Origin of the sequence: Marinobacterium marinum (assembly GCF_013868415.1) — a bacterium.
GTDB lineage: Bacteria > Pseudomonadota > Gammaproteobacteria > Pseudomonadales > Balneatricaceae > Marinobacterium > Marinobacterium marinum.
Genome location: NZ_JACEMT010000043.1, coordinates 38197 through 62091 on the forward strand (window position 1 = coordinate 38197; position 23895 = coordinate 62091).

General features: G+C 54.9%; 24 protein-coding genes. 22 read left to right on the top strand and 2 right to left on the bottom strand.

Features of this window, described 5'->3' with window-relative positions; translation table 11 throughout:
• The first annotated feature begins 37 nt into the window (after window positions 1-37).
• The 15 genes from H1S06_RS07305 to paaE all read left to right on the top strand — a co-directional run bounded on the left by H1S06_RS07305 (window position 38) and on the right by paaE (window position 13915).
• Window positions 38-532 (top strand): TRAP transporter small permease, encoded by a 495-nt coding sequence (locus H1S06_RS07305; RefSeq protein ID WP_181738727.1) that lies wholly within the window; start codon window positions 38-40, stop codon window positions 530-532.
• A complete protein-coding gene (locus H1S06_RS07310) occupies window positions 522-1826 on the top strand; it encodes a TRAP transporter large permease (RefSeq protein WP_181738729.1) in 1305 nt (434 codons plus the stop codon). The genes H1S06_RS07305 and H1S06_RS07310 overlap by 11 nt, the downstream gene beginning before the upstream one ends.
• A gap of 204 nt (window positions 1827-2030) precedes the next feature.
• Window positions 2031-3551, top strand: coding sequence for an acetaldehyde dehydrogenase ExaC (gene exaC / locus H1S06_RS07315; RefSeq protein ID WP_181738731.1), 1521 nt, complete (start codon window positions 2031-2033; stop codon window positions 3549-3551).
• A gap of 274 nt (window positions 3552-3825) precedes the next feature.
• Window positions 3826-3897, top strand: coding sequence for a pyrroloquinoline quinone precursor peptide PqqA (pqqA, locus tag H1S06_RS07320; protein ID WP_003243383.1), 72 nt, complete (start codon window positions 3826-3828; stop codon window positions 3895-3897).
• 77 nt (window positions 3898-3974) lie between these two features.
• Window positions 3975-4895, top strand: coding sequence for a pyrroloquinoline quinone biosynthesis protein PqqB (gene pqqB, locus H1S06_RS07325; RefSeq protein ID WP_181738733.1), 921 nt, complete (start codon window positions 3975-3977; stop codon window positions 4893-4895).
• Window positions 4896-4906: 11 nt separating this feature from the next.
• A complete protein-coding gene (pqqC, locus tag H1S06_RS07330; RefSeq protein ID WP_181738735.1) occupies window positions 4907-5665 on the top strand; it encodes a pyrroloquinoline-quinone synthase PqqC in 759 nt (252 codons plus the stop codon).
• Window positions 5658-5936, top strand: a complete 279-nt coding sequence (gene pqqD, locus H1S06_RS07335) for a pyrroloquinoline quinone biosynthesis peptide chaperone PqqD (RefSeq protein ID WP_181738737.1) — start codon at window positions 5658-5660, stop codon at window positions 5934-5936. The genes pqqC and pqqD overlap by 8 nt, the downstream gene beginning before the upstream one ends.
• Complete coding sequence (pqqE, locus tag H1S06_RS07340; protein WP_181738739.1) at window positions 5908-7059, top strand: pyrroloquinoline quinone biosynthesis protein PqqE; 1152 nt, start codon at window positions 5908-5910, stop codon at window positions 7057-7059. Before pqqD ends, pqqE begins: the two co-directional genes overlap by 29 nt.
• Window positions 7052-8926: a S9 family peptidase gene (locus tag H1S06_RS07345; protein ID WP_181738741.1), complete on the top strand. Its 1875-nt coding sequence runs from the start codon at window positions 7052-7054 to the stop codon at window positions 8924-8926. The genes pqqE and H1S06_RS07345 overlap by 8 nt, the downstream gene beginning before the upstream one ends.
• A 220-nt stretch (window positions 8927-9146) precedes the next feature.
• A complete protein-coding gene (locus H1S06_RS07350; protein WP_181738743.1) occupies window positions 9147-9899 on the top strand; it encodes a metallophosphoesterase in 753 nt (250 codons plus the stop codon).
• A 289-nt stretch (window positions 9900-10188) separates the two neighbouring features.
• Window positions 10189-11130: a 1,2-phenylacetyl-CoA epoxidase subunit PaaA gene (gene paaA / locus H1S06_RS07355; protein ID WP_305058175.1), complete on the top strand. Its 942-nt coding sequence runs from the start codon at window positions 10189-10191 to the stop codon at window positions 11128-11130.
• A gap of 16 nt (window positions 11131-11146) precedes the next feature.
• Window positions 11147-11440 carry a 1,2-phenylacetyl-CoA epoxidase subunit PaaB gene (paaB, locus tag H1S06_RS07360; protein ID WP_181738747.1) on the top strand — a complete coding sequence of 98 codons (294 nt, stop codon included), beginning with the start codon at window positions 11147-11149 and terminating at the stop codon, window positions 11438-11440.
• Between the two features lie 35 nt (window positions 11441-11475).
• Window positions 11476-12240 carry a 1,2-phenylacetyl-CoA epoxidase subunit PaaC gene (paaC, locus tag H1S06_RS07365; RefSeq protein WP_181738749.1) on the top strand — a complete coding sequence of 255 codons (765 nt, stop codon included), beginning with the start codon at window positions 11476-11478 and terminating at the stop codon, window positions 12238-12240.
• Window positions 12241-12265: 25 nt separating this feature from the next.
• Window positions 12266-12805 (top strand): 1,2-phenylacetyl-CoA epoxidase subunit PaaD, encoded by a 540-nt coding sequence (gene paaD, locus H1S06_RS07370; protein ID WP_181738751.1) that lies wholly within the window; start codon window positions 12266-12268, stop codon window positions 12803-12805.
• A 9-nt stretch (window positions 12806-12814) separates the two neighbouring features.
• Window positions 12815-13915: a 1,2-phenylacetyl-CoA epoxidase subunit PaaE gene (paaE, locus tag H1S06_RS07375; RefSeq protein WP_181738753.1), complete on the top strand. Its 1101-nt coding sequence runs from the start codon at window positions 12815-12817 to the stop codon at window positions 13913-13915.
• A 204-nt stretch (window positions 13916-14119) separates the two neighbouring features.
• Here the strand turns inward: paaE and H1S06_RS07380 are convergent, their stop codons facing one another.
• The gene (locus H1S06_RS07380) at window positions 14120-14683 is read right to left on the bottom strand and encodes a peptidylprolyl isomerase (RefSeq protein ID WP_181738755.1); all 564 of its coding nucleotides are present in this window, start codon (window positions 14681-14683) and stop codon (window positions 14120-14122) included.
• Window positions 14684-14876: 193 nt separating this feature from the next.
• Between H1S06_RS07380 and H1S06_RS07385 the strand changes: the two genes are divergently transcribed.
• The 7 genes from H1S06_RS07385 (at window position 14877) to H1S06_RS07415 (ending at window position 23038) form a co-directional block, all read left to right on the top strand.
• Window positions 14877-15488 (top strand): TetR/AcrR family transcriptional regulator, encoded by a 612-nt coding sequence (locus H1S06_RS07385; protein ID WP_181738757.1) that lies wholly within the window; start codon window positions 14877-14879, stop codon window positions 15486-15488.
• Window positions 15481-18957 carry an acyl-[ACP]--phospholipid O-acyltransferase gene (locus tag H1S06_RS07390; RefSeq protein ID WP_181738759.1) on the top strand — a complete coding sequence of 1159 codons (3477 nt, stop codon included), beginning with the start codon at window positions 15481-15483 and terminating at the stop codon, window positions 18955-18957. Before H1S06_RS07385 ends, H1S06_RS07390 begins: the two co-directional genes overlap by 8 nt.
• Window positions 18958-19010: 53 nt before the next feature.
• Complete coding sequence (gene apbC, locus H1S06_RS07395) at window positions 19011-20108, top strand: iron-sulfur cluster carrier protein ApbC (protein ID WP_181738761.1); 1098 nt, start codon at window positions 19011-19013, stop codon at window positions 20106-20108.
• Window positions 20109-20220: 112 nt separating this feature from the next.
• The gene (dcd, locus tag H1S06_RS07400) at window positions 20221-20787 is read left to right on the top strand and encodes a dCTP deaminase (protein ID WP_181738763.1); all 567 of its coding nucleotides are present in this window, start codon (window positions 20221-20223) and stop codon (window positions 20785-20787) included.
• A 21-nt stretch (window positions 20788-20808) separates the two neighbouring features.
• Window positions 20809-21456, top strand: coding sequence for a hypothetical protein (locus tag H1S06_RS07405; protein ID WP_181738765.1), 648 nt, complete (start codon window positions 20809-20811; stop codon window positions 21454-21456).
• 33 nt (window positions 21457-21489) lie between these two features.
• Window positions 21490-22281 carry a hypothetical protein gene (locus H1S06_RS07410; RefSeq protein ID WP_181738767.1) on the top strand — a complete coding sequence of 264 codons (792 nt, stop codon included), beginning with the start codon at window positions 21490-21492 and terminating at the stop codon, window positions 22279-22281.
• A 166-nt stretch (window positions 22282-22447) separates the two neighbouring features.
• Complete coding sequence (locus H1S06_RS07415) at window positions 22448-23038, top strand: LysE family translocator (protein ID WP_181738769.1); 591 nt, start codon at window positions 22448-22450, stop codon at window positions 23036-23038.
• Here H1S06_RS07415 and H1S06_RS07420 read toward each other — a convergent pair.
• The gene (locus tag H1S06_RS07420) at window positions 23024-23860 is read right to left on the bottom strand and encodes an AraC family transcriptional regulator (protein ID WP_181738771.1); all 837 of its coding nucleotides are present in this window, start codon (window positions 23858-23860) and stop codon (window positions 23024-23026) included. The two genes, H1S06_RS07415 and H1S06_RS07420, sit on opposite strands and share 15 nt — an antisense overlap.
• Between the last annotated feature and the right edge of the window lie 35 nt (window positions 23861-23895).

The following is a 23895-nucleotide window of genomic DNA, read 5'->3' on the forward strand; positions in this document are numbered from 1 at the left end:
CTCCTGTGCGGGCGTTGCTGTCTTGAACGGAGCTGAAATGTCTACTCGACGCCCCAAGTTCAGGCCCGAGGCCTGGCTCGCCACCTTAGCGCTGATTGCGATCTGCCTGATCAGCCTGGGTAATGTTATTGTGCGCTACGCGACCGATGCATCCTTTGCGTTCACTGAAGAATTTTCGGTGTTTTTTCTGGTGCTGCTGACCTTTTCCGGTGCGGCTGTCGCTGCCAGGCACAACCAGCATATTCGGATCGAATTGATCGAGCATCACCTGCCCAAAGGGATGTTGAAAGTGGTTTATATCCTACAGTGGCTGGCCGGTATTACCGTACTGGGCATTACGGCTTGGTATGGATCGGTTTTTGCGCTGGAAGAGTATCAATGGGAATCCCTGTCCCCGGGACTGGGCCTCCCGAACTGGATTTATGTTGTTTGGCTGCCATTGATGGCGATTGCCATCATGGTTCGCATGACTCAGAACCTGATTGACCGTTTGAGTGGCAAGTCGCACGAGGAGGTGGGTCATGAGTCCTGATCTGCTAATGATCGGCAGCTTTTTGCTGGCCCTGTTGTTGGGTGTCCCCGTCGCTATTGCACTGGGTCTGGGTGGCGTGGTCGGTATTGTCAGTGGATTAACGCCCGATATGCTGGCAACTCTGGGAACCAATACCTACAACAGCGTTGCCAAATATCCGCTTATCGCGATTCCGTTGTTTATTCTCACCGGTTTGATTTTTGAAAGGGCAGGCGTGGCAGCCAGCCTGGTACGTTTTGCTCAGGCGCTGATTGGCCCCAGGCACGGCGGTCTGGCGGTGGTGGCAGTACTGGTCTGTCTGATCATGGGGGGGATGAGTGGCTCCGGGCCAGCTGATGCCGCAGCTGTTGCCATGGTGATGCTGCCCAGCATGCGCAAGGCGGGATATCCGCAACCATTCTCGGCGACCTTGATTGCGGCTTCTTCCTCTACCGCGATTTTGATTCCCCCCTCCATTGCCCTGATTCTGTATTCCATCGTGGTGCCGGGCGTTGATTTGCGCGCCCTGTTTGCGGCGGGATTGTTCCCCGGTATTCTGGCCGGTCTATCGCTGCTGGTGCCGGCTCTGCTGCTGGCGCGAAAGCACGGCTGGGAAAATCCTGAAGAGTCTGAGCGTCCTCCGTTGTGGGACAGCTTCAAGGCGGCCCTGCCTGCCCTGTTTGCACCGGTAATCATTCTGGGTGGATTACGATCGGGTCTGTTTACGCCGACGGAAGCGGCTGTTGTCGCCGTAACCTATGGCGTGATCGTCGGTAGCCTTATCTACCGCAACCTGGGTTTCAAAGAGCTGTTCAATCTGATTACTGAAGCGGCGGTGACCTCCGGTGTGGTGATGCTGATTATTGCATTGGCCGGTATCTTTGCCTGGGCGGGTACCACGCTGGGTACCTTTCAGCATCTGGCGGAAGCAATGCTGTCCCTGTCGGATAACAGCTGGACGCTCTTGCTGCTGGTGATGCTGCTGGTTTTGCTTGCGGGCATGTTGTTGGATGCGGTATCAATTTACCTGATTCTGATACCTATTCTGCTGCCGTTGATGAATCACTTCGGCTGGAATCCGGTCTGGTTCGGTATCCTGCTGGCCATGAATATTGCGATCGGTCAGTTTACGCCACCGGTGGCAGTAAACCTGATGGTGACCACGCGTATTGCCCAGATTCGTCTGGAGCATACCATGGGTTGGGCGCTGATCTTTATTGCAGCCATGGCTTGCAGTCTGCTGCTGGTGATGCTGGTGCCGGGGATTGCGCTCTGGCTGCCCGAAAAGCTGGGCTATGTGGTCGGCAGCTGGTAATCCAATGAAAGGGCGGGGAGGTTGGCTCCTCGCTCTTGCCGCGCTTTTCCTCCTCTGTTAAAACTTCCTACTGCTTACTACTAAAGAGCAACCTTCTCGCGTCCAAGGACCTATACTCGGATATCGTGGGTGCTCGCTAAGATTGAATCGTCAATCGTTACTGCTCTTCGAGCGTGATGGGAATAACTACAAGAGGCTAGAACTATGATCTATGCACAGCCAGGAAAAGCGGACTCCATCGTCACTCTGAAACCGCGCTATGGCAACTTTATCGGCGGCGAATGGAAGGCCCCGGTCAAGGGGGAGTACTTTCAGAACGTTTCACCGGTGACTGGCGAAGCCTTCTGTGAAATTCCGCGCTCCACCGCTGAAGATATCGAGCTTGCGCTTGACGCGGCGCATGCCGCCAAGGATGCCTGGGGTCGCACCTCGGTTGCCGAGCGTTCCAATATTCTGTTGAAGATCGCGGATCGCCTGGAAGCCAACCTGGAACAGATTGCGGTTGCTGAAACCTGGGACAACGGCAAGGCCGTTCGTGAAACCCTGGCTGCCGACGTACCGCTGGCGGTTGATCACTTCCGTTACTTCGCCGGTTGTATCCGTGCGCAGGAAGGCTCGATTGGCGAGATTGATCAGAACACTGTGGCTTATCATTTCCATGAGCCGCTGGGTGTCGTGGGTCAGATTATTCCGTGGAACTTCCCGCTGCTGATGGCCGCCTGGAAAATTGCGCCGGCTCTGGCTGCGGGCAACTGCATCATTCTGAAACCGGCCGAACAGACTCCCTGGTCTATCCTCAAGCTGATGGAGACGATTGAAGATCTGCTGCCGGCAGGTGTGCTGAATATTGTGAATGGGTTTGGTGCGGAAGCGGGCCAGGCATTGGCAACCAGCACGCGTATTGCCAAGATCGCTTTCACTGGCTCAACCCCGGTTGGTTCCCATATCCTGAAATGTGCGGCTGAAAACATCATCCCGTCGACGGTTGAACTGGGCGGCAAGTCCCCCAATATCTACTTCGAAGATGTCATGGATCATGAAGATGCATTTATCGACAAGTGTGTCGAAGGTACTGTGCTTGCATTTTTCAACCAGGGTGAAGTCTGCACTTGTCCGTCTCGTTTGCTGGTACAGGAATCGATTTACGACGCCTTTATTGCGCGTGTGATCGAGCGTATTAAGCAGATCAAGCGTGGCAACCCGCTGGATACTGAGACCATGGTTGGGGCTCAGGCTTCTCAGGAGCAATACGAGAAGATTCTGGGTTACTTTGATATCGGTCGTGCCGAAGGCGCCGAAGTTCTGATCGGTGGTGACAAGGAACAGTTGGAAGGTGGCCTAGGTACCGGTTACTACATCCAGCCGACGCTGCTGAAAGGCACCAATGACATGCGTGTGTTCCAGGAGGAAATCTTTGGCCCGGTGGTCTCTGTGACTACATTCAAAGACGAAGCAGAAGCGCTGGCCATTGCCAATGACACCGAGTTTGGTCTGGGGGCAGGCGTCTGGAGCCGTGATATGAACCGCTCCTATCGCATGGGACGTGGTATTCAGGCAGGTCGAGTCTGGACCAACTGCTACCACCAGTACCCTGCACACGCAGCCTTTGGCGGGTACAAGAAATCAGGTGTTGGACGTGAAACCCACAAAATGATGCTGGATCACTACCAGCAGACCAAAAACATGTTGGTCAGCTACGATATCAATCCGCTGGGCTTTTTCTAAGCCTCGCTTGTACTGAAGCTCTGCACAAGGATGTGCGATTCACGGCTGCTTCACCCTGGCAGCTAATGCTCTGCAGCAATACCTTAACGGCCTACGGGCCGTTTTTTTTTGTGCGCATTTCGGTCGCGTGCACTGTCTGAATGCATGCAGGGCACGGACTATACCAATTCAGCTCCTAATTCGTTCCAAAGTACCATATTGGCTCGGGGGGCGAGTTGCCTACTATCAAGGTGTCTTCAAACGACATATCGATAACAAAAACGAGGAAAACACCATGTGGACTAAACCTGCTTACACCGACCTGCGCATCGGCTTCGAAGTCACCATGTACTTCGCCAATCGTTGAGCGTATCAGGCAGCCTCGAGGGGCTGCCTGCTTTTCCTGCCGACAGGCAACTCCTACCCCCTGCGGATATTAGAATAATGAAAATACAGATTTTAGGCTCAGCGGCCGGGGGCGGCTTTCCGCAATGGAACTGCAACTGTGATAATTGCAAAGGCTTGCGTAATGGCACTTTGAAGGCCAAGGCCCGTACCCAGTCGTCAATTGCTGTCAGTCTTAACGGAAACGACTGGATTCTGTTCAATGCATCCCCCGATATTCGCACCCAGTTGGAAAGCTTCAGACCCCTGCAGCCGAAGCAGGGCAAGCGTGACACCGGGATTGCTGCCATCGTTCTGATGGACAGCCAGATTGACCATACAACCGGCTTGCTGATGCTGCGAGAGGGATGCCCGCATCCGGTGTACTGTACCGACATGGTTAAACAGGATTTAAGCACGGGCTTCCCGGTGTTCACCATGCTGGGACACTGGAATGGCGGCCTGGTGTGGAACCAGATCCCCAGCCATGACACCTATAACGAATTCCAAGTGGCCGAAGTGCCAGGCATTACGTTGACTGCAGTCCCTCTGAGTTCCAGTGCGCCACCCTATTCACCCCACCGTAATGATCCGCATCCGGGAGACAATATCGGCATGCTGCTGCGTGATGATGCGACCGGTCGCTCGCTGTTTTATGCACCGGGGCTGGGTCGGATCGAAGAGCATTTGCGTCCGGTTATGGAGCAAGCCGACTGCCTGCTGGTTGATGGTACGCTCTGGCGTGAAGATGAAATGATTCATGCCGGTGTGGGTGACAAGCTGGGCGTGCATATGGGGCATCTGCCGCAGTCTGGCGAGCAGGGCATGGTCGCCTATCTGGACACCCTGAGCCATCCCCGCAAGGTGCTGATCCATATCAACAACACCAACCCGATTCTGATTGAAGACTCTCCCGAGCGTGCCGTGCTGACCGAACACGGGATTGAGGTGGCCTTTGATGGCATGAGCATCGAACTCTGAGGACAACTGACATGAGCAACCGCGAACCGATGAGTCGCAGCGAGTTTGAGCAGGCACTGCGTGCCAAGGGCGAGCTCTACCATATTCACCATCCCTACCATGTTTCCATGTATGCCGGTCAGTCCAGTCAGGAGCAGATTCGAGGCTGGGTGGCCAACCGCTTCTACTACCAAATCAACATTCCGTTGAAGGATGCGGCCATTTTGGCTAACTGCCCGCATCCGGATATTCGTCGGCAATGGCTGCAGCGCATTATGGATCATGATGGTTATGGGGGAGCAGACGGAGGCATCGAAGCCTGGTTGCAACTGGGTGAAGCCGTGGGGTTGCGTCGAGATGAAATCCTGTCTCATGAGCATGTGCTGCCGGGGGTGCGTTTTGCCGTGGATGCCTATGTCAATTTTGCCCGTCGTGCGACCTGGCAGGAAGCCGCCAGCTCGTCGCTGACCGAGTTATTCGCGCCACACATCCATCAATCACGACTGGATGCCTGGCCGCAGCACTATCCGTGGATCAAGGAAGAGGGATATCAGTATTTTCGTAATCGACTGACCGAGGCGCGTCGTGATGTTGAACACGGTCTGCAGATTACGCTGGATCACTACACTACCCGAGATCAGCAGGAGCGTATGCTGGAAGTCTTGCAGTTCAAACTGGATGTGCTCTGGAGCATGCTGGATGCGATGAGTATGGCCTATACACTCGAACGCCCGCCTTATCATACGGTCACCCGCGAGCGGGTTTATCATCGAGGGTTATTCAATGACTAGGCCAGTATTGGAACAGACGCCACGCTTGAATGCCATGTTTCGTTTGCAATGGGAGGACGTACAGAATTGCCACGTGCTCTTGTATCCGGAAGGAATGATCAGGCTGAATGACAGCGCCGGTGCGATTCTGGCGGAAGTAAACGGCGAGCAGAATTGTGCCGCCATTATCAGCTCCCTGGAGACACGCTTTCCCGATGCAGGGAAGCTGGAAACCGATGTGCTGGAGTTTCTGGAGGTTGCCCGTGAGCAGAACTGGATCCGAGTTGACTGATGTGCGGCCGGTGCAAGGCCCTCCGTTCTGGCTGCTGGCGGAGTTGACCTACAAGTGCCCGCTGCAATGCCCATACTGCAGTAACCCGCTGGATTTTGCCGGTCATGGTGAGGAGCTGACGACCGAACAATGGGTAGAGGTTTTCCGACAGGCTCGAAAGATGGGCGCTGCCCAGTTGGGCTTTTCCGGTGGCGAGCCTCTGGTGCGACGTGATCTTGAGCAGCTGATTGCGGAGGGGCGTAAGCTGGGTTACTACACCAACCTGATCACCTCGGGCATCGGCTTGAATGCGGACCGAATCGCGGCGTTTCGAGAGGCCGGACTGGATCATATACAGATCAGCTTTCAGGCCTCGGATGAAACGGTCAACAATATGCTGGCCGGCTCTGACAAGGCTTTCCGTCAGAAGCTGAAAATGGCGCGAGAGGTTAAAGCCCAAGGCTATCCGATGGTGCTGAATTTTGTGACGCACAAGCACAATATCGACCACATTGACCGGATTATCGAGCTCTGTGTGGAGTTGGAGGCCGACTTTGTGGAGTTGGCGACCTGTCAGTATTACGGTTGGGCTCATGAAAACAGGGATAGTCTGCTACCGACCCGGGCTCAGCTGGAGCGGGCCGAGCGGGTGACCAACGAATATCGGGAAAAACTGGCAGCAGAAGGTAACCCGATCAAGTTGATTTTCGTGACGCCCGATTACTACGAAGAGCGGCCGAAAAAATGCATGAATGGCTGGGGGGAAATTTTTCTGACCATCACCCCGGATGGGACGGCACTGCCATGCCATAGCGCACGCATGTTGCCCATCGATTTCCCTAACGTGAAAGACAGTAATTTGACGCATATCTGGCATGACTCTTTCGGTTTTAATCACTTCCGTGGTGATGATTGGATGCAGGAGCCTTGCCGATCCTGTGACGAACGGGAGAACGATTTGGGAGGCTGTCGTTGTCAGGCGTACCTGCTGGCCGGGGACATGAATGCGGCCGACCCGGTATGCAGCAAGTCGCCGCATCATCATAAAATCCTGGCAGCAAGGGAAGCGGCAGAGAAAGCCGGAAGCGATCCTTCGATCACTTACCGCAACGAGCGCAATTCGCGGATATTCGCTCGTGGCTGAGCTGCGCCCAACCGCCCGGGAAGCGGTGACGGCCATGCATGACTATGCGGGGCTGCGTTTTTATCGCGATAGTATACTGGGGGTCAGTTTTGAGGCGGGTACCGGTCGCAACCGGCTGTGCCGTTTTCAGGCCGGTCAGGCGATATCGATGCTGCCTGAGGTATTCAGTGTACGCAGTCGGGTGCATGAATATGGGGGCGGCGCCTGGTGTCTGGCCGGTGACCAAGTCTGTTTTGTCAACGAGCAGGACCAGCAGGTGTGGTGTGTTGATCTGCCGGGACAGGGGCGTCCGCAGCAGCTGACATTTGCAGAGGGTACACGATTTGCCGATATGTTGTATGTCCCCGTGCTGCAGTCAGTCCTGGCTATCAGTGAATGTCATACGGGAGTCGGCACTGAAGCGAGCAACCGGCTGGTTGTCATTGACTTGCACCGGGGAAGTGTCAACACCCTGGCTGAAGGGGCAGACTTTTACAGTTCCCCGGCCATCAGTCCCAACGGGCAGCAACTGGCCTGGGTCGAGTGGGATCATCCTCGACAACCCTGGTGCAGTACGCGGCTGGTGCTGGCGCAGCTGAATCTGGAGGGGGAAATTGTGCAGCGCCAGGTGATCTCGGACTCCTATCTGGAAGCGGCCTGGGCACAGCCGCGATTTGCCCCGGACGGTCGCTTACATGCGGTGGTTGATCGCGATAACTGGTGGCGTATCGAAGTGTACACCGATACCGGCTGGAAAGCGCTGGGGCCTGCCTGCCCGTCGAATACTGAATTTACCACGGCTCCCTGGCAGTTCGGGCTTGCAACCTATGGCTGGAATGCGGCAGGTGAACTGCTGGCGTTGGGGCAGTGTGGTGGTTATTCGACACTGTGGCGATATGATGAGCGGGGCTGGCAGATTCTGAGGCCGGGGCTTGAGCAGACACCGACACGCCTGCATTCGTTGGTCTGTCAGGACAACCGAATGGCCTGTGTGGCCGAATTCGGTGGGTGTGAGCCGGCAATACTGGAGTTGAGCGGTAGCGAGCATGAGGATGGAGTGGTGCCCTGCAGAATCGTGCACGGGGGAAGCCGGCCCGAGTTTGTGCCTAGTCTGCCGGTTAGCCTGTCCATCGGCGAGGATGAACATGAGATCCCTTGTTTTCTGTATCGTCCGTTGGATGCGAGTCCCGGTCAGCCCTTGCCAACGGTGATCTGGACCCACGGTGGTCCCACGGCTACAACGGCACCGGTCTTCAAACCGGCGATTCAATACTGGACTCGCCGCGGTTTCATGATCGTGGATGTGAACTATCGAGGCAGTACAGGTTATGGACGAGACTACCGCATGCAGCTCGCCGGACAGTGGGGGTGCGCCGATGTTGATGATGTGGTGAGGGTCGCGCGCGCATTGATCCAGCAGGGGATGGCTGATGCCGACGCCGTGTTCATCCGAGGCAACAGCGCAGGAGGGTATACGACACTGAATGCTCTACGCCACACCGACCTGTTTCGCGGCGGTGCAAGCTTGTACGGTGTGAGTGACCCGGCCCGACTTGGCCAGCTGACGCACAAGTTTGAATCTCGCTATCTGCATTGGCTGATTGGTGCCCCAGATCGGGAGGCGGAACGCTATCGGGTAAGGTCGCCGCTGCTCAATGCGGGGCAGATTGATGTGCCGGTGATTTTCTTCCAGGGTGAACAAGACCGAGTTGTTCTGCCTGAACAAACCCGTGATATGGCAGCGTGCCTGATGGCACGCCAGATCCGGGTTGAAACACACTTTTTTGCCGATGAAGCGCATGGTTTTCGCCGTCCCGAGAATCAGGCTCAGGTGCTGGAACAAGAGCTGGCGTTTTTTCGCAGCATTATGGCACTACCCGCAGACTGATCATTTGATCGCTTTTTAAATTCTCTTCTTGCTTGTCGCCAAGTACGGCGAAGGGCCTACCTTGCCTGCACGGCAGGGACACACGAATTTCTCATCGCGCATGCTAAGCTCAATTGAAGGCTGACGCAGCGCTGCCAGCCTTCATGTCTCGATAATCTCAAAGTGATAGCCCTTAATGGCCGGGAAGTCTGCCCCGGCAGGGCAATGAAAGGACGACATCATGGTTGTTAAGCGGGTAGGGCCCAATCTTCGGGGACGTGACTTTGTAGTGGGTGATGTTCATGGCTGGCTGAAGCCGCTGGAAGCTGAACTGGAGGCTTTGTGTTTTGACCCGGTGCATGACCGACTGTTTTCGGTTGGTGATTTGATCAATCGGGGGCCTGATTCGGCTGCTTGTCTGGAGCTGTGCCGGCAGCCCTGGTTTTATGCCGTACGCGGTAATCATGAACAAATCCTGTTTAATTGGTTGCATGATCCGGCCAGTGCTGATGTCGAGGCCTGGATGCGCTATGGCGGTCAGGCCTGGCTGGGAACCGGCCCCGAACATTTTTTTACTCGCCATCCGGTACTGAGGCATTACGCGGAACAGCTGGCTATTGAAATGCCTTGGGTGATCGAGTTGAGCCTGGAGGATGGCAGGCGCGTGGCAATTTCACATAGCACGCTGCCGGAGGGCGACTGGATGGATTTGCAGTTGCGCTTACCGCATGACGCTGCGTTGCGGGAAAGCATTTTATGGGACAGGCCGGTCAAGGCGGCGGGGTTCAGGCGTGTGATCGACGGTATTGACTTGTGTGTGCATGGTCACGTGATTTTGCCGCATGTCATACGCAGGGGAAATGCCGTCTACATCGATACCGGCGCGGCCCTGTTTGACAGTCGTTATCGAAACGGTGGTGGGGTGGTGCAGCCGCGAATTACCGCGCTGCCGGTGGATGATCTGTTTCGGGTGCCTGAAGGTGTAAGCCTGTAGCGGCCGCACCATAAGGCTGCGGGTGGGCTAGACTGAAAGGGTTGAGACAGGTCAAATCTTCAAGTGATACAGTTATTGAAAATATTTTGTATATTTGTGTATCATTAATCGAAAGAGATGGTGTACATTTAAGCTATCGCATGCGGGCGGACGTATCTTCTGTCATTGGCCTGTTCCCGCGCTAGGTGCTCAAGGGCTGATGGAGCAGTGCGATACAAAAAGCCTGAATGGCTTACAAAAATAAGTTACACAGTGCGACTGTATGAACATAAGATCGGAGAGCATAACGATGACACCCGAAGAACAGAATTTCCTGCGCAAGATTGAGGCAGAAGAAAAGATCGAGCCGAAGGATTGGATGCCGGCAGATTATCGTAAGAACTTGATCCGCCAGATCTCTCAGCACGCTCACTCGGAAGTGATCGGTATGCAGCCTGAGGGCAACTGGATTACCCGTGCGCCGTCGCTGCGTCGTAAGGCGGTCCTGCTGTCCAAGGTTCAGGATGAAGCCGGTCACGGTCTGTACTTGTATTCTGCTGCTGAAACTCTGGGCATTTCACGCTCCGAAATGATCGAGCAGCTACAGACCGGGAAGGCCAAGTACTCCTCCATCTTCAACTATCCGACGCTGACTTGGGCTGACGTTGCTGCTATTGGTTGGCTGGTTGATGGCGCTGCCATCGTGAACCAGGTCTCTTTGCAGCGTACCTCCTATGGTCCCTATGCCCGTGGCATGATTCGTATCTGTAAGGAAGAGAGCTTCCACCAGCGCCAGGGCTATGAAGCCATGTTGGCCCTGGCCAAGGGTTCTCCCGAGCAGAAAGCCATGGCTCAGGATGCTCTGAACCGTTTTTACTGGCCGGCGTTGATGATGTTCGGGCCGCATGATTCTGCTTCGGCTCACTCGCAGAAATCCATGGAGTGGAAGATCAAACGTGAGACCAATGATGATCTGCGTCAGAAGTTTATCGACCAAACCGTTCAGCAAATTGAAGTGCTTGGGCTGGATCACCCGGACGCCAACCTCAAGTGGAATGAAGAGCGTGGCCACTATGACAGCAGCGATCTGAACTGGGACGAATTCTGGAGCGTGATCAACGGCAATGGTCACTGCAACCGTCAGCGTATCGAGCACCATGTCGCCGCTCATGAAGAAGGTGAGTGGGTACGTGATGCGATGGCAGCCTACAACGAAAAGAAACGCGCCAAGCAAGCGCAGAATGCGGCGTAAGTAAGGGGACCTGATAATGACAAAGCCAACCGAAAAACTGGAACTGTTTGAAGTGTTTGTGCGCTCCAAGCGTGGCCTGGACCACAAGCATGTCGGCAGCCTGCACGCTGAAGATCATGCTCAGGCACTGGAATATGCCCGCGACTGCTACACCCGTCGTAGCGAAGGCGTGAGCCTCTGGGTCGTCAAGTCCAGTGACATCTGTGCTTCACAGGAAGATGATGCAGATTGCTTTTACGATCCGAACGACGACAAGCCGTACCGTCATGCGACTTATTACGTCCTGCCTGATCCCGTCAACAACATGTAATCACGCGGTAACGGGATAGATTGAGGAGACAAGTAATGAGTGATGCAATCAAAGCGGCAACGCTGGAATACGCGACCCGTCTGGGTGATGACTCCGTTGTGTTGGGCCACCGTATCTCCGAGTGGGTCAGCTACGGTCCTTTCCTGGAAGAAGACATCGCCTACGGCAACGTGGCGCTGGACTACATTGGTCGTGCGCGCATGTTCTACACCTATGCAGCCGAACTGGCCGACGATGGTCGTACCGAAGATGACTTTGCCTATATGCGCAGCGACCGCGAATATCGCAACCTGCTGCTGATGGAAATGCCGAAAGGCGATTTTGCCTATTCTCAGGTACGTCAGCTGTTTGCGGATGCGTACTACACGCTGGTGCTGCCGGAACTGCTGCAGTCCAAGGATGAGACCCTGTCTGCTATCGCGGCCAAGGGTATTAAAGAGACCAAGTACCATCTGCGTCGCAGCCGTGACTGGGTGCTGCGCCTGGGTGATGGAACCGAAGAGAGTCACAAGCGCACGCAGAAAGCGGTAGACGCGCTCTGGGGATACACCCACGAGATGTTCGACATGGACGAAACCGAGCAGATGCTGGCGGACGCCGGTATTGCGGTCGACGTGTCCAAACTGCGTGATGCGTGGCACAAAATGGTCAGTGATGTGCTGATTGAAGCTACTTTGACAGTGCCGGAAGATAGTTGGGCGGTCCGTGGTGGCCGTACCGGTTATCACACCGAAAATCTGGGTCACATGCTGACCGAGATGCAGATTACGCACCGTTCATACCCGGGTTGCCAGTGGTAAGCGCCCGCTGCCAGGGATATATGCCATGAATGAAATCTCACTGATGCCAGAAGAGCAGTACCGCCGATTGCAACAGCGCAATGTTGCCGAGGTGAAGGAACTCTGGGACCTGCTCGATCAAGTCAAGGACCCTGAAGTACCGGTGCTGAGCATTTGGGATCTGGGGATATTGCGTGATGTGGAGCGTGATGGTGACCGTATTGTGGTCACTATCACCCCGACTTACTCGGGTTGTCCGGCCATGAATACTATCGCGGACGATGTGGTTGCGGCGCTCAAGGCCAGCGGTTATGACGATGTTGCCGTGAATACCCGGTTGTCACCGGCCTGGAGTTCCGAGTGGATGTCGCCGGCAGGGCGTCGCAAGCTGCGCAATTACGGTATCGCGCCGCCCGAAGATGCTGATCTGGATGATGACGGTTTAACGCCGGATGCCCATGCCCAGTGCCCGCATTGCGGATCTCGCAACACCCGCAGGATCAGTGAGTTTGGCTCCACCGCCTGTAAGGCGCTGTTTCAGTGTAACGACTGCAATGAGCCTTTTGACTATTTCAAAAAGATATAAGGTGAAGCGATGTCTGACACCAATTTCTACACGCTGAAGATTGCCGATGTGCAGCCGGAAACCGATTCGGCCATCAGCGTGACATTTGCTGTACCGGAAGAGCTGACCGAGAAGTTCAATTTCATCCAGGGTCAGTTTCTGACTCTGCGTGCGATGATCGATGGTGAAGACGTTCGCCGTTCCTACTCCATCTGTTCCGGTGTGACCGATGGCCACATGCGGGTGGGGATCAAGCGTGTTGATGGCGGCAAGTTCTCCAACTACGCCAACGACAACTTCAAGCCGGGTGCTTCCATTGAAGTGATGCCGCCGCAGGGCAGCTTCTACAGCGAGCTGAACCCGAGCAATGCCAAGAACTATATGTGCATCGCCGCCGGTTCCGGTATCACGCCGATGATCTCCATCATGAAGTCTGTGCTGGATATCGAGCCGAACAGCAAGGTCACCCTGATCTATGGCAACCAGCGTTCCAACACAGTAATGTTCAAAGACGAGCTGAACTTCGTTAAGAACCGTTATATGGACCGCTTCCAGTGGATCAACGTCATGGACTATGAAGACCAGGGCGCCGACCTGCTGAATGGCCGTATCGACAACAAAAAGGGCTACGCGCTGCAGAAAGCGGGTCTGATCGATATCAAGAACACCGATGAAGCCTTCATCTGTGGTCCCGAGGCGATGATGACCGAAGTGTCTCGCGGTTTCCGTATGGAAGGCCTGAGCGACGAGCAGATCCACTACGAACTGTTCGCCAGCTCTTCCGCCGATGCCCAGGCAACGCTGGAAAAGGCTCAGGCGCGTGTTGCTCAGTACGGTGAAAACAAAATGAGCAAGGTCACCGTCATTGCTGATGGTCGTTCCGTGATGTTTGATCTGGCTACTGTGGGTCAAAACATTCTGGACGCCGGGATGGATGTCGGTATGGATCTGCCGTACTCCTGCAAGGGAGGTGTTTGCTCTACCTGTAAATGTAAGCTGGTCAAGGGTGAAGTGGAGATGGATATCTCTCACGGTTTGGAGCCGCACGAAATCGAGGCCGGTTTCGTACTCAGCTGTCAGGCACACCCGATCAGTGACGAAGTGGTACTGGACTTCGACCAGCGCAACTGATTGTTGGTCACCCCTCTTCTGACAAAAGCCCTGCATCTGCAGGGCTTTTTGTTGTTTGCATGCCGCCCGTTGCGACGCGTTATATCGGCTTTGCCGGTATCTTTGTTGTCAGGAGGCGAGGAGGAAAGCGAGGTTGCCAGTAAGACAGGACGGTAGAAGCGGGGCGTGGGTGTCCCGCTTCTTTTCCGTCCTGAGGGCTGTGTGTCAGTCGGCGATGAGGCTGGCCTTATTGATCAGAATGGGCGTTGTCGGTACATCCTGAAAGCGACCCTGGCGGCCTGTCGAGACCTTGCCGATACTATCAACAACATCCATGCCCTGAGTGACCTTGCCGAAGACTGTATAACCCGGGCGGCCGGGCATGCCATCAAGACGTCTGTTATCAACAGTGTTGATGAAAAACTGTGCCGCTGCACTGTCCGGGTCATTGGTGCGTGCCATGGCAATGGTGCCGCGCAGGTTGCTCAAGCCGTTTTCGGATTCGTGCTTGATTGGAGCATCCGTGTCCAGTTTTACCATGTCGGGGGTGAAGCCGCCTCCCTGAATCATGAACCCGGGGATAACACGGTGAAAGATCACGCCGTCATAGTGCCCCTTATCAACGTATTTCAGGAAGTTGGCCACGGTGATGGGGGCCTTTTCAGCGTCCAGTTCCAGCTGAATGTTGCCTTTGCTGGTTTCGAAGACGACTTGGGTTGGAGCTTCGGCCAGAGCGGTCGTGCTGAAAGTGGTGGCCAGCACCAGTCCAGAAATAAAAGGTTTGAGCATGCTGCTCTCCGGGTTATTGAGAAAAAGTCATTATAGGAATCAATTGGGCAGAGGCAACGCTGAGGGTGTTTTCTTTCGTATAGGATGATTTTTACTCTTTATTGAACGCTGTTCATAAAATTCTTGACCTTGCTGAACAGTGTTTACTAAACTGCATGCACGAAATAAACACCGTTCAATAAGGATGCTTACGATGGCTAAGCGTAAAGAACACTCCAAGGAGGAGTTAAGGGAAATGGCGCTCTGTGCGGCGGAATCTCTGCTGCAGAGCGAAGGGTTGAAAGCGATCAGTGCTCGCCGGGTGGCGAGTGAAATCGGTTATTCGGCCGGCTCCCTGTATACGGTTTTCAAGAATATTGATGATCTGTGCTGGCAACTGAATGCACGTACCCTGGCACAGCTGTTGGCACGGCTGGATGCTGTTGTGCCAGCCTCGCCCCGGTGCTGTCTGCTGGATTACGGGCAGGCCTATCTGGCGTTTGCACGTGAAAACCCCGAGCGCTGGTCTTTGTTGTTCGAGCATGCTACGGCCAATGATGTTATGCCTCCGGCCTGGTTGAGCGAACGTATCCTGCAGTTGTTTGCCCGAGTAGAGCAGTGTCTGCAGCAGATGCGGCCGAACCTGACACCGCAGGCACTGGAACTGTCTGCGCGGACCATCTGGAGCGGTGTCCATGGCATCGCCGTTTTGGCCCTGCGTCAGAAGCTGTTTGTGAGTAATGAGCGGGCAGCAGAAATGATGTTGCAGGAGCTGGTGCAGCAGTATCTGAACGGCTGGCTGAGCGAGGAGACCGAGCATGCTTGAGCTGATGCGAGTACGCGGCTTTCTGGCGTTCGTGGCGATCGCTTTCATTAATGCCTTTGTCGACTTGGGGCATAAAATCACCATTCAGAATACCCTGTTCAAAGTGTATGACGGGGAAACACAGATCCTGTTGACGGCGATTGTTAACGGATTGATTCTGCTGCCGTTCATCCTGCTGTTCACCCCGGCAGGCTTTATATCTGACAAGTACCCCAAGGCGCGGGTAATGCGGCTGTCGGCTTGGGCGGCGGTTGGCGTAACGCTTGCCATTACGTTTTGCTACTACCAGGGCTGGTTTATTCCGGCTTTCGCACTGACGTTTATGCTTGCGGTGCAAAGTGCGCTGTACTCACCAGCCAAATACGGTTTCATTCGTGAATTGGTAGGCAATGAACGACTCAGCGAGGGTAACAGTTGGGTCCAGGCGACCACTATGATTGCCATTCTCAGTGGCATAGTGGCGTTCTCGGCCCTGTTTGAGTGGCGCGTTGCCTCGCTGGACGTGATGCATTCGGCCAATATCCTGGAGCGTGTTGCGCCATTGGGCTGGTTGCTGGTAGCGGGGGCGCTGGTCGAAGTCGTGCTGTCCTACTGTTTACCGGTCATGGGTGAAACGGACAGATCTCAGGCGTTTGATATGCAGGATTACGTGACTGGCCGTAGCCTGAAGCGGAACCTGCGTGCGCTGGCTGAACCTCGGGTGATTCTGCTGTCGATCATCGGGCTGGCGCTGTTCTGGTCGGTGAGCCAGGTCATGCTGGCGGTTTTCCCGGCCTATGCCAAAGCGCATCTGGGGCAGAACAACACTTTTGTCATTCAATCGGTCATGGCGTTGGCCGGTATCGGCATCATGCTGGGGTCGATTATTGCGGCACGGCTTTCGCGTCATTTCATCAATGCCGGGCTCATTCCGTTGGGGGCTGTCGGCATTGCCACTGGTTTAGTGCTGTTGCCGACTCTGGACAGTATCTGGATGAGCGGCGGCGCGTTTTTGTTGATCGGTGTTTCCGGTTCCCTGATGACCATACCGCTGAATGCACTGGTTCAGTTCAATGCGCCGGAGTCACGATTGGGCCGCGTGTTGGCAGGTAACAATTTTATTCAGAATGTGGCCATGTTGGGTTTTCTGATGGTGACGGTTGCCAGTGCCATCGCCTCCGTGCCTTCCGTAACCCTGTTGTGGGCGCTGGGTGTTCTTGCCGTCGTTGGAGCGTTGTATACGCTGGTCGCACTGCCGCAATCCTTGATTAGGCTGCTGGTTTCAACACTGGTACGTCGGCGTTACAACCTGAAGGTGTTGGGATTTGAGCATCTTCCGGCCAGTGGTGAAGGGACTCTGCTGCTGGGCAATCATATCAGTTGGCTGGACTGGGCCATGCTGCAGATGGCCTGTCCGCGTCATATCTATTTCGTGATGGAGCGGGCTATTTATGAGCGCTGGTACCTGCGCTGGTTCCTGGATCTATATGGCGTGATTCCGATCTCCTCCGGTGCCAGTCGCAGTGCCATGCAGAAGGTACGAGAGCTGCTGGCGCGGGGTGAGGTGGTGTGCCTGTTCCCTGAAGGCGCGATCAGCTACAGCGGTCAACTGGGCGAATTCAAGCGAGGTTTTGAGCGTGTTGTGCGCGTAGGAGAGGGAGAGAGCATACCGGATGCACGCATCCTGCCGTTTTATCTGCGAGGTTTGTGGGGCAGCCGTTTCTCTCGTTCCAGCGAACGTCTGCAGCGCTCAGAAAGCAGGGGCATGAAACGTGATGTCATTGTGTCGTTCGGTAAACCCATTGCATTGGACAGCAAGGCAGAGGTGGTAAAGCAGCAGGTAGCCGAGTTGTCGGTACGTGCCTGGAATGAGTATACGGATACGCTGGAAACACTGCCAGCGGCCTTCATTCGTACAGCAAAGGCGGCACCGGCAGAGTGGGCGCTGACGGACCTGAACGGTCCAGTTCTGAATCATCGTCGCTTATTGACCGCATGTATGTTGTTTAGCCGGCGCATGCGTCGGATCAAGGAGCAGAATGTTGGTTTGCTGTTGCCGACAGCTGCTGGCGGGGCCATTGCCAACATGGCTGCACTGATGGCGGGCAAAACCGTGGTCAATCTGAACTATACGGCTGCAGAAGGTGCCTTGTTGAGTGCGATCGAACAGGCCAATGTCAAAACACTGGTGACATCCGCCCGCTTTCTGAAAAAACTGGAGCAACGTGGCGTCAAGCTGGAGCGATTGTTGCAGCAGGTAGTGGTCATTCAGCTGGAAGACGTGAAAGCCGGTATCAGTAAGTCGGAATCGGTTATGACGCTGATACAGGCGACCTTGATGCCGAAGAGTATGCTGCAGTGGGTCTATGGGGGGCGGGCACACTTGGATGATACGGCTGCTATCCTGTTTTCTTCCGGCAGCGAAGGGGCCCCGAAGGGGGTGATGCTGAGTCATCGCAACATGATGGCGAACCTTAAACAGATTGCGGCGGTGCTGAATGTGCAGAGTGATGACTGTATTCTTGCCACGTTGCCGACGTTTCATGCTTTTGGCCTGACCGTGACCTGCATGTTGCCGATGATTGAGGGGATACCGCTGGTGTGCCACCCGGATCCGACCGATGCGGTCAATATCGGCAAGGCGGTAGCCCGTTATCGTGCCACAATCATGTGCGGCACCAGTACTTTCCTGGGGCTGTATATGCGCAACAAGCGTTTGCATCCACTGATGTTTGAAAGTCTGCGCGTGGTGGTGGCGGGTGCGGAAAAACTGTCTCCTGCAATTAAAAGCGGGTTTGAAGCGCGTTTCAAGGTTCCGGTACTGGAAGGGTACGGCTGTACGGAAACAACACCTGTTGCCAGTGTAAATCTGCCGGACTACCTGGATACTCGCTGGTGGAATGTGCAGATAGGCGAACGTCTGGGGACTGTGGGCATGGCGTTGCCGGGGTCCATGTTCAGGGTGGTTGATCCTGAAACATTGGCACCTTTGCCGGTGGGAGAAGATGGGCTGATTCTGCTGGGTGGCAGTCAAATCATGAAAGGCTATTTGAACAATCCGGACAAGACCGATGATGTCGTGATCGAGCAGGATGGTTTGCGCTGGTATAAAACAGGGGACAAGGGACATCTTGATGCCGATGGTTTCTTGACTATCGTGGATCGCTATTCGCGTTTTGCCAAAGTGGGCGGTGAAATGATCTCGCTTGCCGCAGTGGAAACGGCTTTGTGCCAAGCGCTGGGTCATACTGAACGTCCCTTGGCGGCTGTTGCGGTTCCGGATGACAAAAAGGGGGAGCGCATTCTGCTGCTGGTCGAAGAAGATGCCGAGGGTGTGGCAGGACAGCTGCGCAAGGCGGATATTCTGCCGCTGTACCGGCCGGCCAAGGTGCTGGAAGTGGAGCAGATTCCGGTGCTCGGCAGTGGCAAAGTGGATCTGGCGGCGGTCAAACGGTTGGCGCTGGAACTGATTGCATCAAATAATGCATAATATCTGAGTACTTAACTTGGTTATTGCCGAGTATTGGCAATCAAGGAGGCTGAATGACAGCGATTACCCAGGAGCAGATCAGGGCGGCGATTGATTCCTGTGCCGACCCCGATCTGAAGCAGTCTCTACTGGCGGCAGGCTGTGTACAGCACATAGCGGTGGACGCAGAGTGTATCGACATCCGGTTGCAACTGGGGCATGCCTGTGTCAGTCGCCACCCTGCGATCAAGCAGGCGCTGACGGAACAGATTGAACCCCTGGCCGGCGGGCGTCGGATCGACATTGTGCTGACGCAGCAGATCAGTGCACATCCGGGCCCCAAAAAATTGCCGGGCCTGGCGGGTGTTAAAAATATCATTGCGGTTGCATCAGGCAAAGGCGGAGTCGGTAAATCGACGACAACTGTTAATCTGGCCTTGGCGCTGGCTGCGGAGGGAGCAAGGGTCGGTATTTTGGATGCCGACATCTATGGTCCCAGCCAGGGTATGATGCTGGGTGTAGCAGAAGGCGAGCGGCCTGACACGGCAGAAGAAAAGTATTTCAAGCCGATCATTCGGCACGGGCTGCAGTCGATGTCGATGAGCTATTTGGTGGATGAAAATACCCCCATGGTCTGGCGTGGCCCGATGGTCAGTGGTGCCATGCAGCAGCTGCTGAATCAGACATTGTGGCAAGACCTGGATTACCTGCTTATCGACATGCCGCCGGGTACCGGTGATATCCAGTTGACGCTGGCACAGCGTGTACCTGTCAGTGCCGCAGTGATCGTGACGACTCCGCAGGATATTGCATTGCTGGATGCGCAAAAGGGGATCGAAATGTTCCGTAAGGTGGATATTCCGGTGCTGGGTGTGATTGAGAACATGAGCGTGCACATATGCAGCGAGTGTGGTCATGAAGAGGCGCTCTTTGGTGCCGATGGTGGTGAGCGCATTGCGCGTCAGTATCACACCGAACTGTTGGGGCAGTTGCCGCTGGCCTTGTCGATTCGTGAACAGACCGATGCCGGTAAACCGACAGTGGTGGCCGAGCCCAACAGCCCTCATGCATTGCGCTACAAGGCGATTGCGCGTCGGGCCAGTGCGCTCTTGGCGGAAAAATCGCAGCAGGTCGGGAACTTCATGCCTAACATCGCGGTCGAACACGATTAGTACAGCGAGATGAAATTTTCCGCTCTGGCGCAAGCCAGGGCGGTTTTTTTTGTGCAAAGCGGGTAGAATGCTCCGTTGATTTACTGAACGTACTTTCAGGTAATAGGGTGTTATGGGTATCAAGTCAGATCGTTGGATTCGTCAAATGGCGGACAAGCATGGAATGATTGAGCCGTTCGAGGCCGGTCAGGTACGCCGAGTCAATGATCAGCCAATCGTATCATACGGTACATCAAGCTACGGCTATGACGTGCGTTGTGCCGACGAATTCAAGATCTTTACCAACATCAACTCTTCTATCGTCGACCCGAAAAATTTCGATGAAGGCAGCTTTGTGGATGTGCAGTCTGATGTTTGCATTATTCCGCCCAACTCGTTTGCGCTGGCGCGTACGGTCGAATATTTTCGTATTCCTCGCGATGTCCTGACTATCTGTCTGGGCAAAAGCACCTATGCTCGCTGCGGTATTATTGTCAACGTCACGCCCCTGGAGCCTGAATGGGAAGGGCATGTGACGCTCGAATTCTCCAATACCACGACGCTGCCGGCGCGCATCTATGCCAACGAAGGTGTGGCTCAGATGCTGTTCCTGGGTGCGGATGAAATCTGCGAGACGTCCTACAAGGATCGTAACGGCAAATACCAGGGACAAACCGGTGTTGTCGTTCCGCGAACCTGATACTGCTAATACTGGGTGTGCATGAATTTCAAACCTGATCTGAAACGGATCGAGGCATTCTGGCAGCAAATCGAACGTACGCTTGAGCAACTGTTGAAGAGTCAGCAGGAAATGCAGTTTGATGCCGAAAGTCTGTTGAATACCTATCGCGATAGTCTGCAGAAAATTGATCGCAATCTGACGTTTCATTTTGAGCGGGAGCATGAAGAAGGCCCTGTCGAAATGATTTTCGGATGTGACGGCTATCCTGAATCGATCCATTCCGTCTTGAGTGTTGTGGGGGCCGCGCCGGAATTGAGCGGTATTAGCTTCCGTGCTTTCAACCACCGTTACGACCCTATCCCTTCTTGCGTCAATATGGGCGAGGAGTTGTGCGAAATCGAGGATTTTTGGTGCTCTCTAAGGGTCGTGAATGGCAAGATGCAGCTGGCTGTGTATTTGCAGGATGCGCCCAAAATTCTGGAGATGGATCCGCGTGTAGAAGCGGTAATGATTTTTCTGGATGCCCTGATCGGCGAGTATGAGTTGATGACCCGTGTATGGGCGCTGGATTGGTGTGAGCTGCCATCGGACCCGCTGGATTTTGGCCTGATGCCGTTGCAGCAGTTGCGAGCAGCCTTTGATCGCTTGAAGGATGACGTTAAACCGGTCGGTATCACCATTCACTGACCGCTTGATGTGGGACGCGGAGGTAGAAAAACGATGAGCCAGCAGTTGGCTGATTTAATGGATCGGTTGCGCCAGGAATATGTTCGTCAGATGGACAATAACGGGCATGTTGAGCCTTATCTGACCGCGCATCGTGTGTGTCAGCAGATGCTGGCTCTCAAACCGGTGGAGCTGGCGCAGCTGATTGCCAGCGATCCCAAGCTGCTGTCAGCTCGGGCCGGTGAGTTGATCGAAGACCCGGAGGAAATGGATAATCCCAGTGTGGGCGTAATCGTGACCAGCAATGTCAGTGCGGCTGCACTTGAAGGGCTGCTGATGGTGGCCGTCAATCGCCAGTGGCTGGAAGTGGATTCGGAAGACCGCATTATGGTGGATGCCTGGGAACTGGATAACGTACCGGCCGTCACCAGTATCGATTACAGTGATGTCGGTGGCCCCGATTTACAGTCGCCCGGGGGTGGGCAATTGAGTGCGCTGTTTAACGCGGCGGAGAAAGTGTACCTCACCCAGTTGTCGGAAGCGGTACATGACGCTTATCAGCTGGCTTTGCAGGTATCTTCCGACTATGTGATTTTTGCGCCGGATGACCTGGCTCCTCTGATTGTTGAAAACCCACTGTTGCTGGGGCTCAGAGAAGACGGCCTGGTTGACGAGGAGTTGTTCGAGAGTGATCCGCCCGCCGGATTGATCATCAGTGCTCATTTGACCGAGATGTTGCTGCAGCAACTGCTTGAATTGGCACATGAGCAGGGTGCCCTGGCGTTGGACAGTTCGGGGCAGCCCATCTTTTCCGACGCCGAAGATGATACCCCTACGGTGCATTGAACCGTTCCAGCCTGTCTGGGGCGTTCAGCTGCGGGCAGGCTTCCAGGTCTGAGCATAGGCCGGTTTTCGATATCCGGATCGAGTCGATCCAGAGCAATTTTGTTCAATCTTTTGTGTGGGAGTGGCGGCACACTCTAGCCATCTAACCACATGGACAGATTTGAGCATGACGATTTCATTGATCGCCCCCATGGCCGTATTTGCGCTGGCCGCTTCGATTTCCCCCGGTCCCGTTAATTTGGTGTGCTTAAGCAGTGGCATCCGTTATCCCCTGGGGCGAGGAATGGTGTTTGTCACGGGGGCGACACTGGGTTTTATCGTGCTTTTCGTGACCGTTGGTCTGGGACTCTATTCCGCTATGGCGGCCCTTCCCTGGCTGGAGTCGGCGTTGCGCTGGGGTGGCGTCATCTTCCTGCTGTATCTCAGCATGCAATTGTTTCGGGATAACGGGCAACTTACAGAAACCAAGTCGGCTTATGCCCCGGGTTTTATGGCCGGGGCTGCCATGCAGTGGCTTAACCCTAAAGCCTGGCTGGCATCGGCTTCGGGTATTGGGGCCTATACCGATGGCAGTGACCTGCAGCAGGTCGCGTTGTTTGCCAGTCTGTACCTGCCAATTTGTTGGGCTTCTTTGAGTTGTTGGGTATGCGCCGGTGCATTCATGCGACGGTATATCCAACGTCCCGGCCTTATCGTACTCCTTAATCGGATCATGGCACTGTTACTGGCGTCCAGCAGCGTATTAATGCTGATTTAGGAGTGTGCGGCGGTATTGGTTCGGAGTGGCGGCGACCATGCGCTTGAAGGTGCGCTGAAAGTGGGGCTGATCCGCAAAACCGGCCTGCAGGGCGGCTTCGGCGATAGGGTTGCCCGCTTTTAGTGCTTGTTGGCCAAGTTGTACGCGGCAATTAATCAAGTAGCCATGGGGCGTAAAACCCGAATAGGCTTTAAAGGCGCGGATCAGGTGACCGGCGCTGATCTCAAAGTGTTGGCAGAGCATGTCCAGAGAGAGATCTTCGGTCGCGTGAGCTCGCAGGAAAGAGGCTATTTCCGGGATGCGGCCGGTTGATGTAGGCAGTGGCGGCAGGGGCTGTTTGGCAAGCTTGTGGAGGAGGGTTGTCAGGTATTCCGTCAACGCGGTCTGTTTTTCCAGCAAGGCCCGATGCGGGTCGATCAGGCAGTCGGTCATGCGCAGATAGCTGGCGTAGCAGTGGGGATCGGATAAGGTGGCTACGGGGATATCCCGCCAGTGGGGTGATTCGAGCAGCCTGCTGTTGTAGCGCAGCGCCGTGAGCCAGTCGGTATCGATGTACAGCATCCGATACCCCCAGGGCTGATTGTCAATCGGATTACAGGCATGTATGGCATCAGGGTCAATGATAACCAGAGTACCAGTATCGACCCGGAGTTGCTTGTCTCGGTAAAGGAAGGTGTTGCAGCCTTGAGTAATGGCACCCAGTGACCACTGAATATGGCTGTGCGGGGCGTAGCAGGTCTTGAGGGTATCCCTAATCTGCCGCAGCTCGACATGAGGCATGCGGCTATCGCGCCAGAATTGAGGAGTGTTTGCATCAGGCATGGCATTTTCTCCTGATTTATCGGCAAAACCCCCAT

Excerpts from the sequence above, each read along its gene's own strand:
- H1S06_RS07305 (WP_181738727.1), top strand. The coding sequence starts at position 38 with ATGTCTACTCGACGCCCCAAGTTCAGGCCCGAGGCCTGGCTCGCCACC.
- H1S06_RS07310 (WP_181738729.1), top strand. The coding sequence starts at position 522 with ATGAGTCCTGATCTGCTAATGATCGGCAGCTTTTTGCTGGCCCTGTTG.
- exaC (WP_181738731.1), top strand. The coding sequence starts at position 2,031 with ATGATCTATGCACAGCCAGGAAAAGCGGACTCCATCGTCACTCTGAAA.
- pqqB (WP_181738733.1), top strand. The coding sequence starts at position 3,975 with ATGAAAATACAGATTTTAGGCTCAGCGGCCGGGGGCGGCTTTCCGCAA.
- pqqC (WP_181738735.1), top strand. The coding sequence starts at position 4,907 with ATGAGCAACCGCGAACCGATGAGTCGCAGCGAGTTTGAGCAGGCACTG.
- pqqD (WP_181738737.1), top strand. The coding sequence starts at position 5,658 with ATGACTAGGCCAGTATTGGAACAGACGCCACGCTTGAATGCCATGTTT.
- H1S06_RS07350 (WP_181738743.1), top strand. The coding sequence starts at position 9,147 with ATGGTTGTTAAGCGGGTAGGGCCCAATCTTCGGGGACGTGACTTTGTA.
- paaA (WP_305058175.1), top strand. The coding sequence starts at position 10,189 with ATGACACCCGAAGAACAGAATTTCCTGCGCAAGATTGAGGCAGAAGAA.
- paaB (WP_181738747.1), top strand. The coding sequence starts at position 11,147 with ATGACAAAGCCAACCGAAAAACTGGAACTGTTTGAAGTGTTTGTGCGC.
- paaC (WP_181738749.1), top strand. The coding sequence starts at position 11,476 with ATGAGTGATGCAATCAAAGCGGCAACGCTGGAATACGCGACCCGTCTG.
- paaD (WP_181738751.1), top strand. The coding sequence starts at position 12,266 with ATGAATGAAATCTCACTGATGCCAGAAGAGCAGTACCGCCGATTGCAA.
- paaE (WP_181738753.1), top strand. The coding sequence starts at position 12,815 with ATGTCTGACACCAATTTCTACACGCTGAAGATTGCCGATGTGCAGCCG.
- H1S06_RS07380 (WP_181738755.1), bottom strand. The coding sequence starts at position 14,683 with ATGCTCAAACCTTTTATTTCTGGACTGGTGCTGGCCACCACTTTCAGC.
- H1S06_RS07385 (WP_181738757.1), top strand. The coding sequence starts at position 14,877 with ATGGCTAAGCGTAAAGAACACTCCAAGGAGGAGTTAAGGGAAATGGCG.
- H1S06_RS07390 (WP_181738759.1), top strand. The coding sequence starts at position 15,481 with ATGCTTGAGCTGATGCGAGTACGCGGCTTTCTGGCGTTCGTGGCGATC.
- apbC (WP_181738761.1), top strand. The coding sequence starts at position 19,011 with ATGACAGCGATTACCCAGGAGCAGATCAGGGCGGCGATTGATTCCTGT.
- dcd (WP_181738763.1), top strand. The coding sequence starts at position 20,221 with ATGGGTATCAAGTCAGATCGTTGGATTCGTCAAATGGCGGACAAGCAT.
- H1S06_RS07405 (WP_181738765.1), top strand. The coding sequence starts at position 20,809 with ATGAATTTCAAACCTGATCTGAAACGGATCGAGGCATTCTGGCAGCAA.
- H1S06_RS07410 (WP_181738767.1), top strand. The coding sequence starts at position 21,490 with ATGAGCCAGCAGTTGGCTGATTTAATGGATCGGTTGCGCCAGGAATAT.
- H1S06_RS07415 (WP_181738769.1), top strand. The coding sequence starts at position 22,448 with ATGACGATTTCATTGATCGCCCCCATGGCCGTATTTGCGCTGGCCGCT.
- H1S06_RS07420 (WP_181738771.1), bottom strand. The coding sequence starts at position 23,860 with ATGCCTGATGCAAACACTCCTCAATTCTGGCGCGATAGCCGCATGCCT.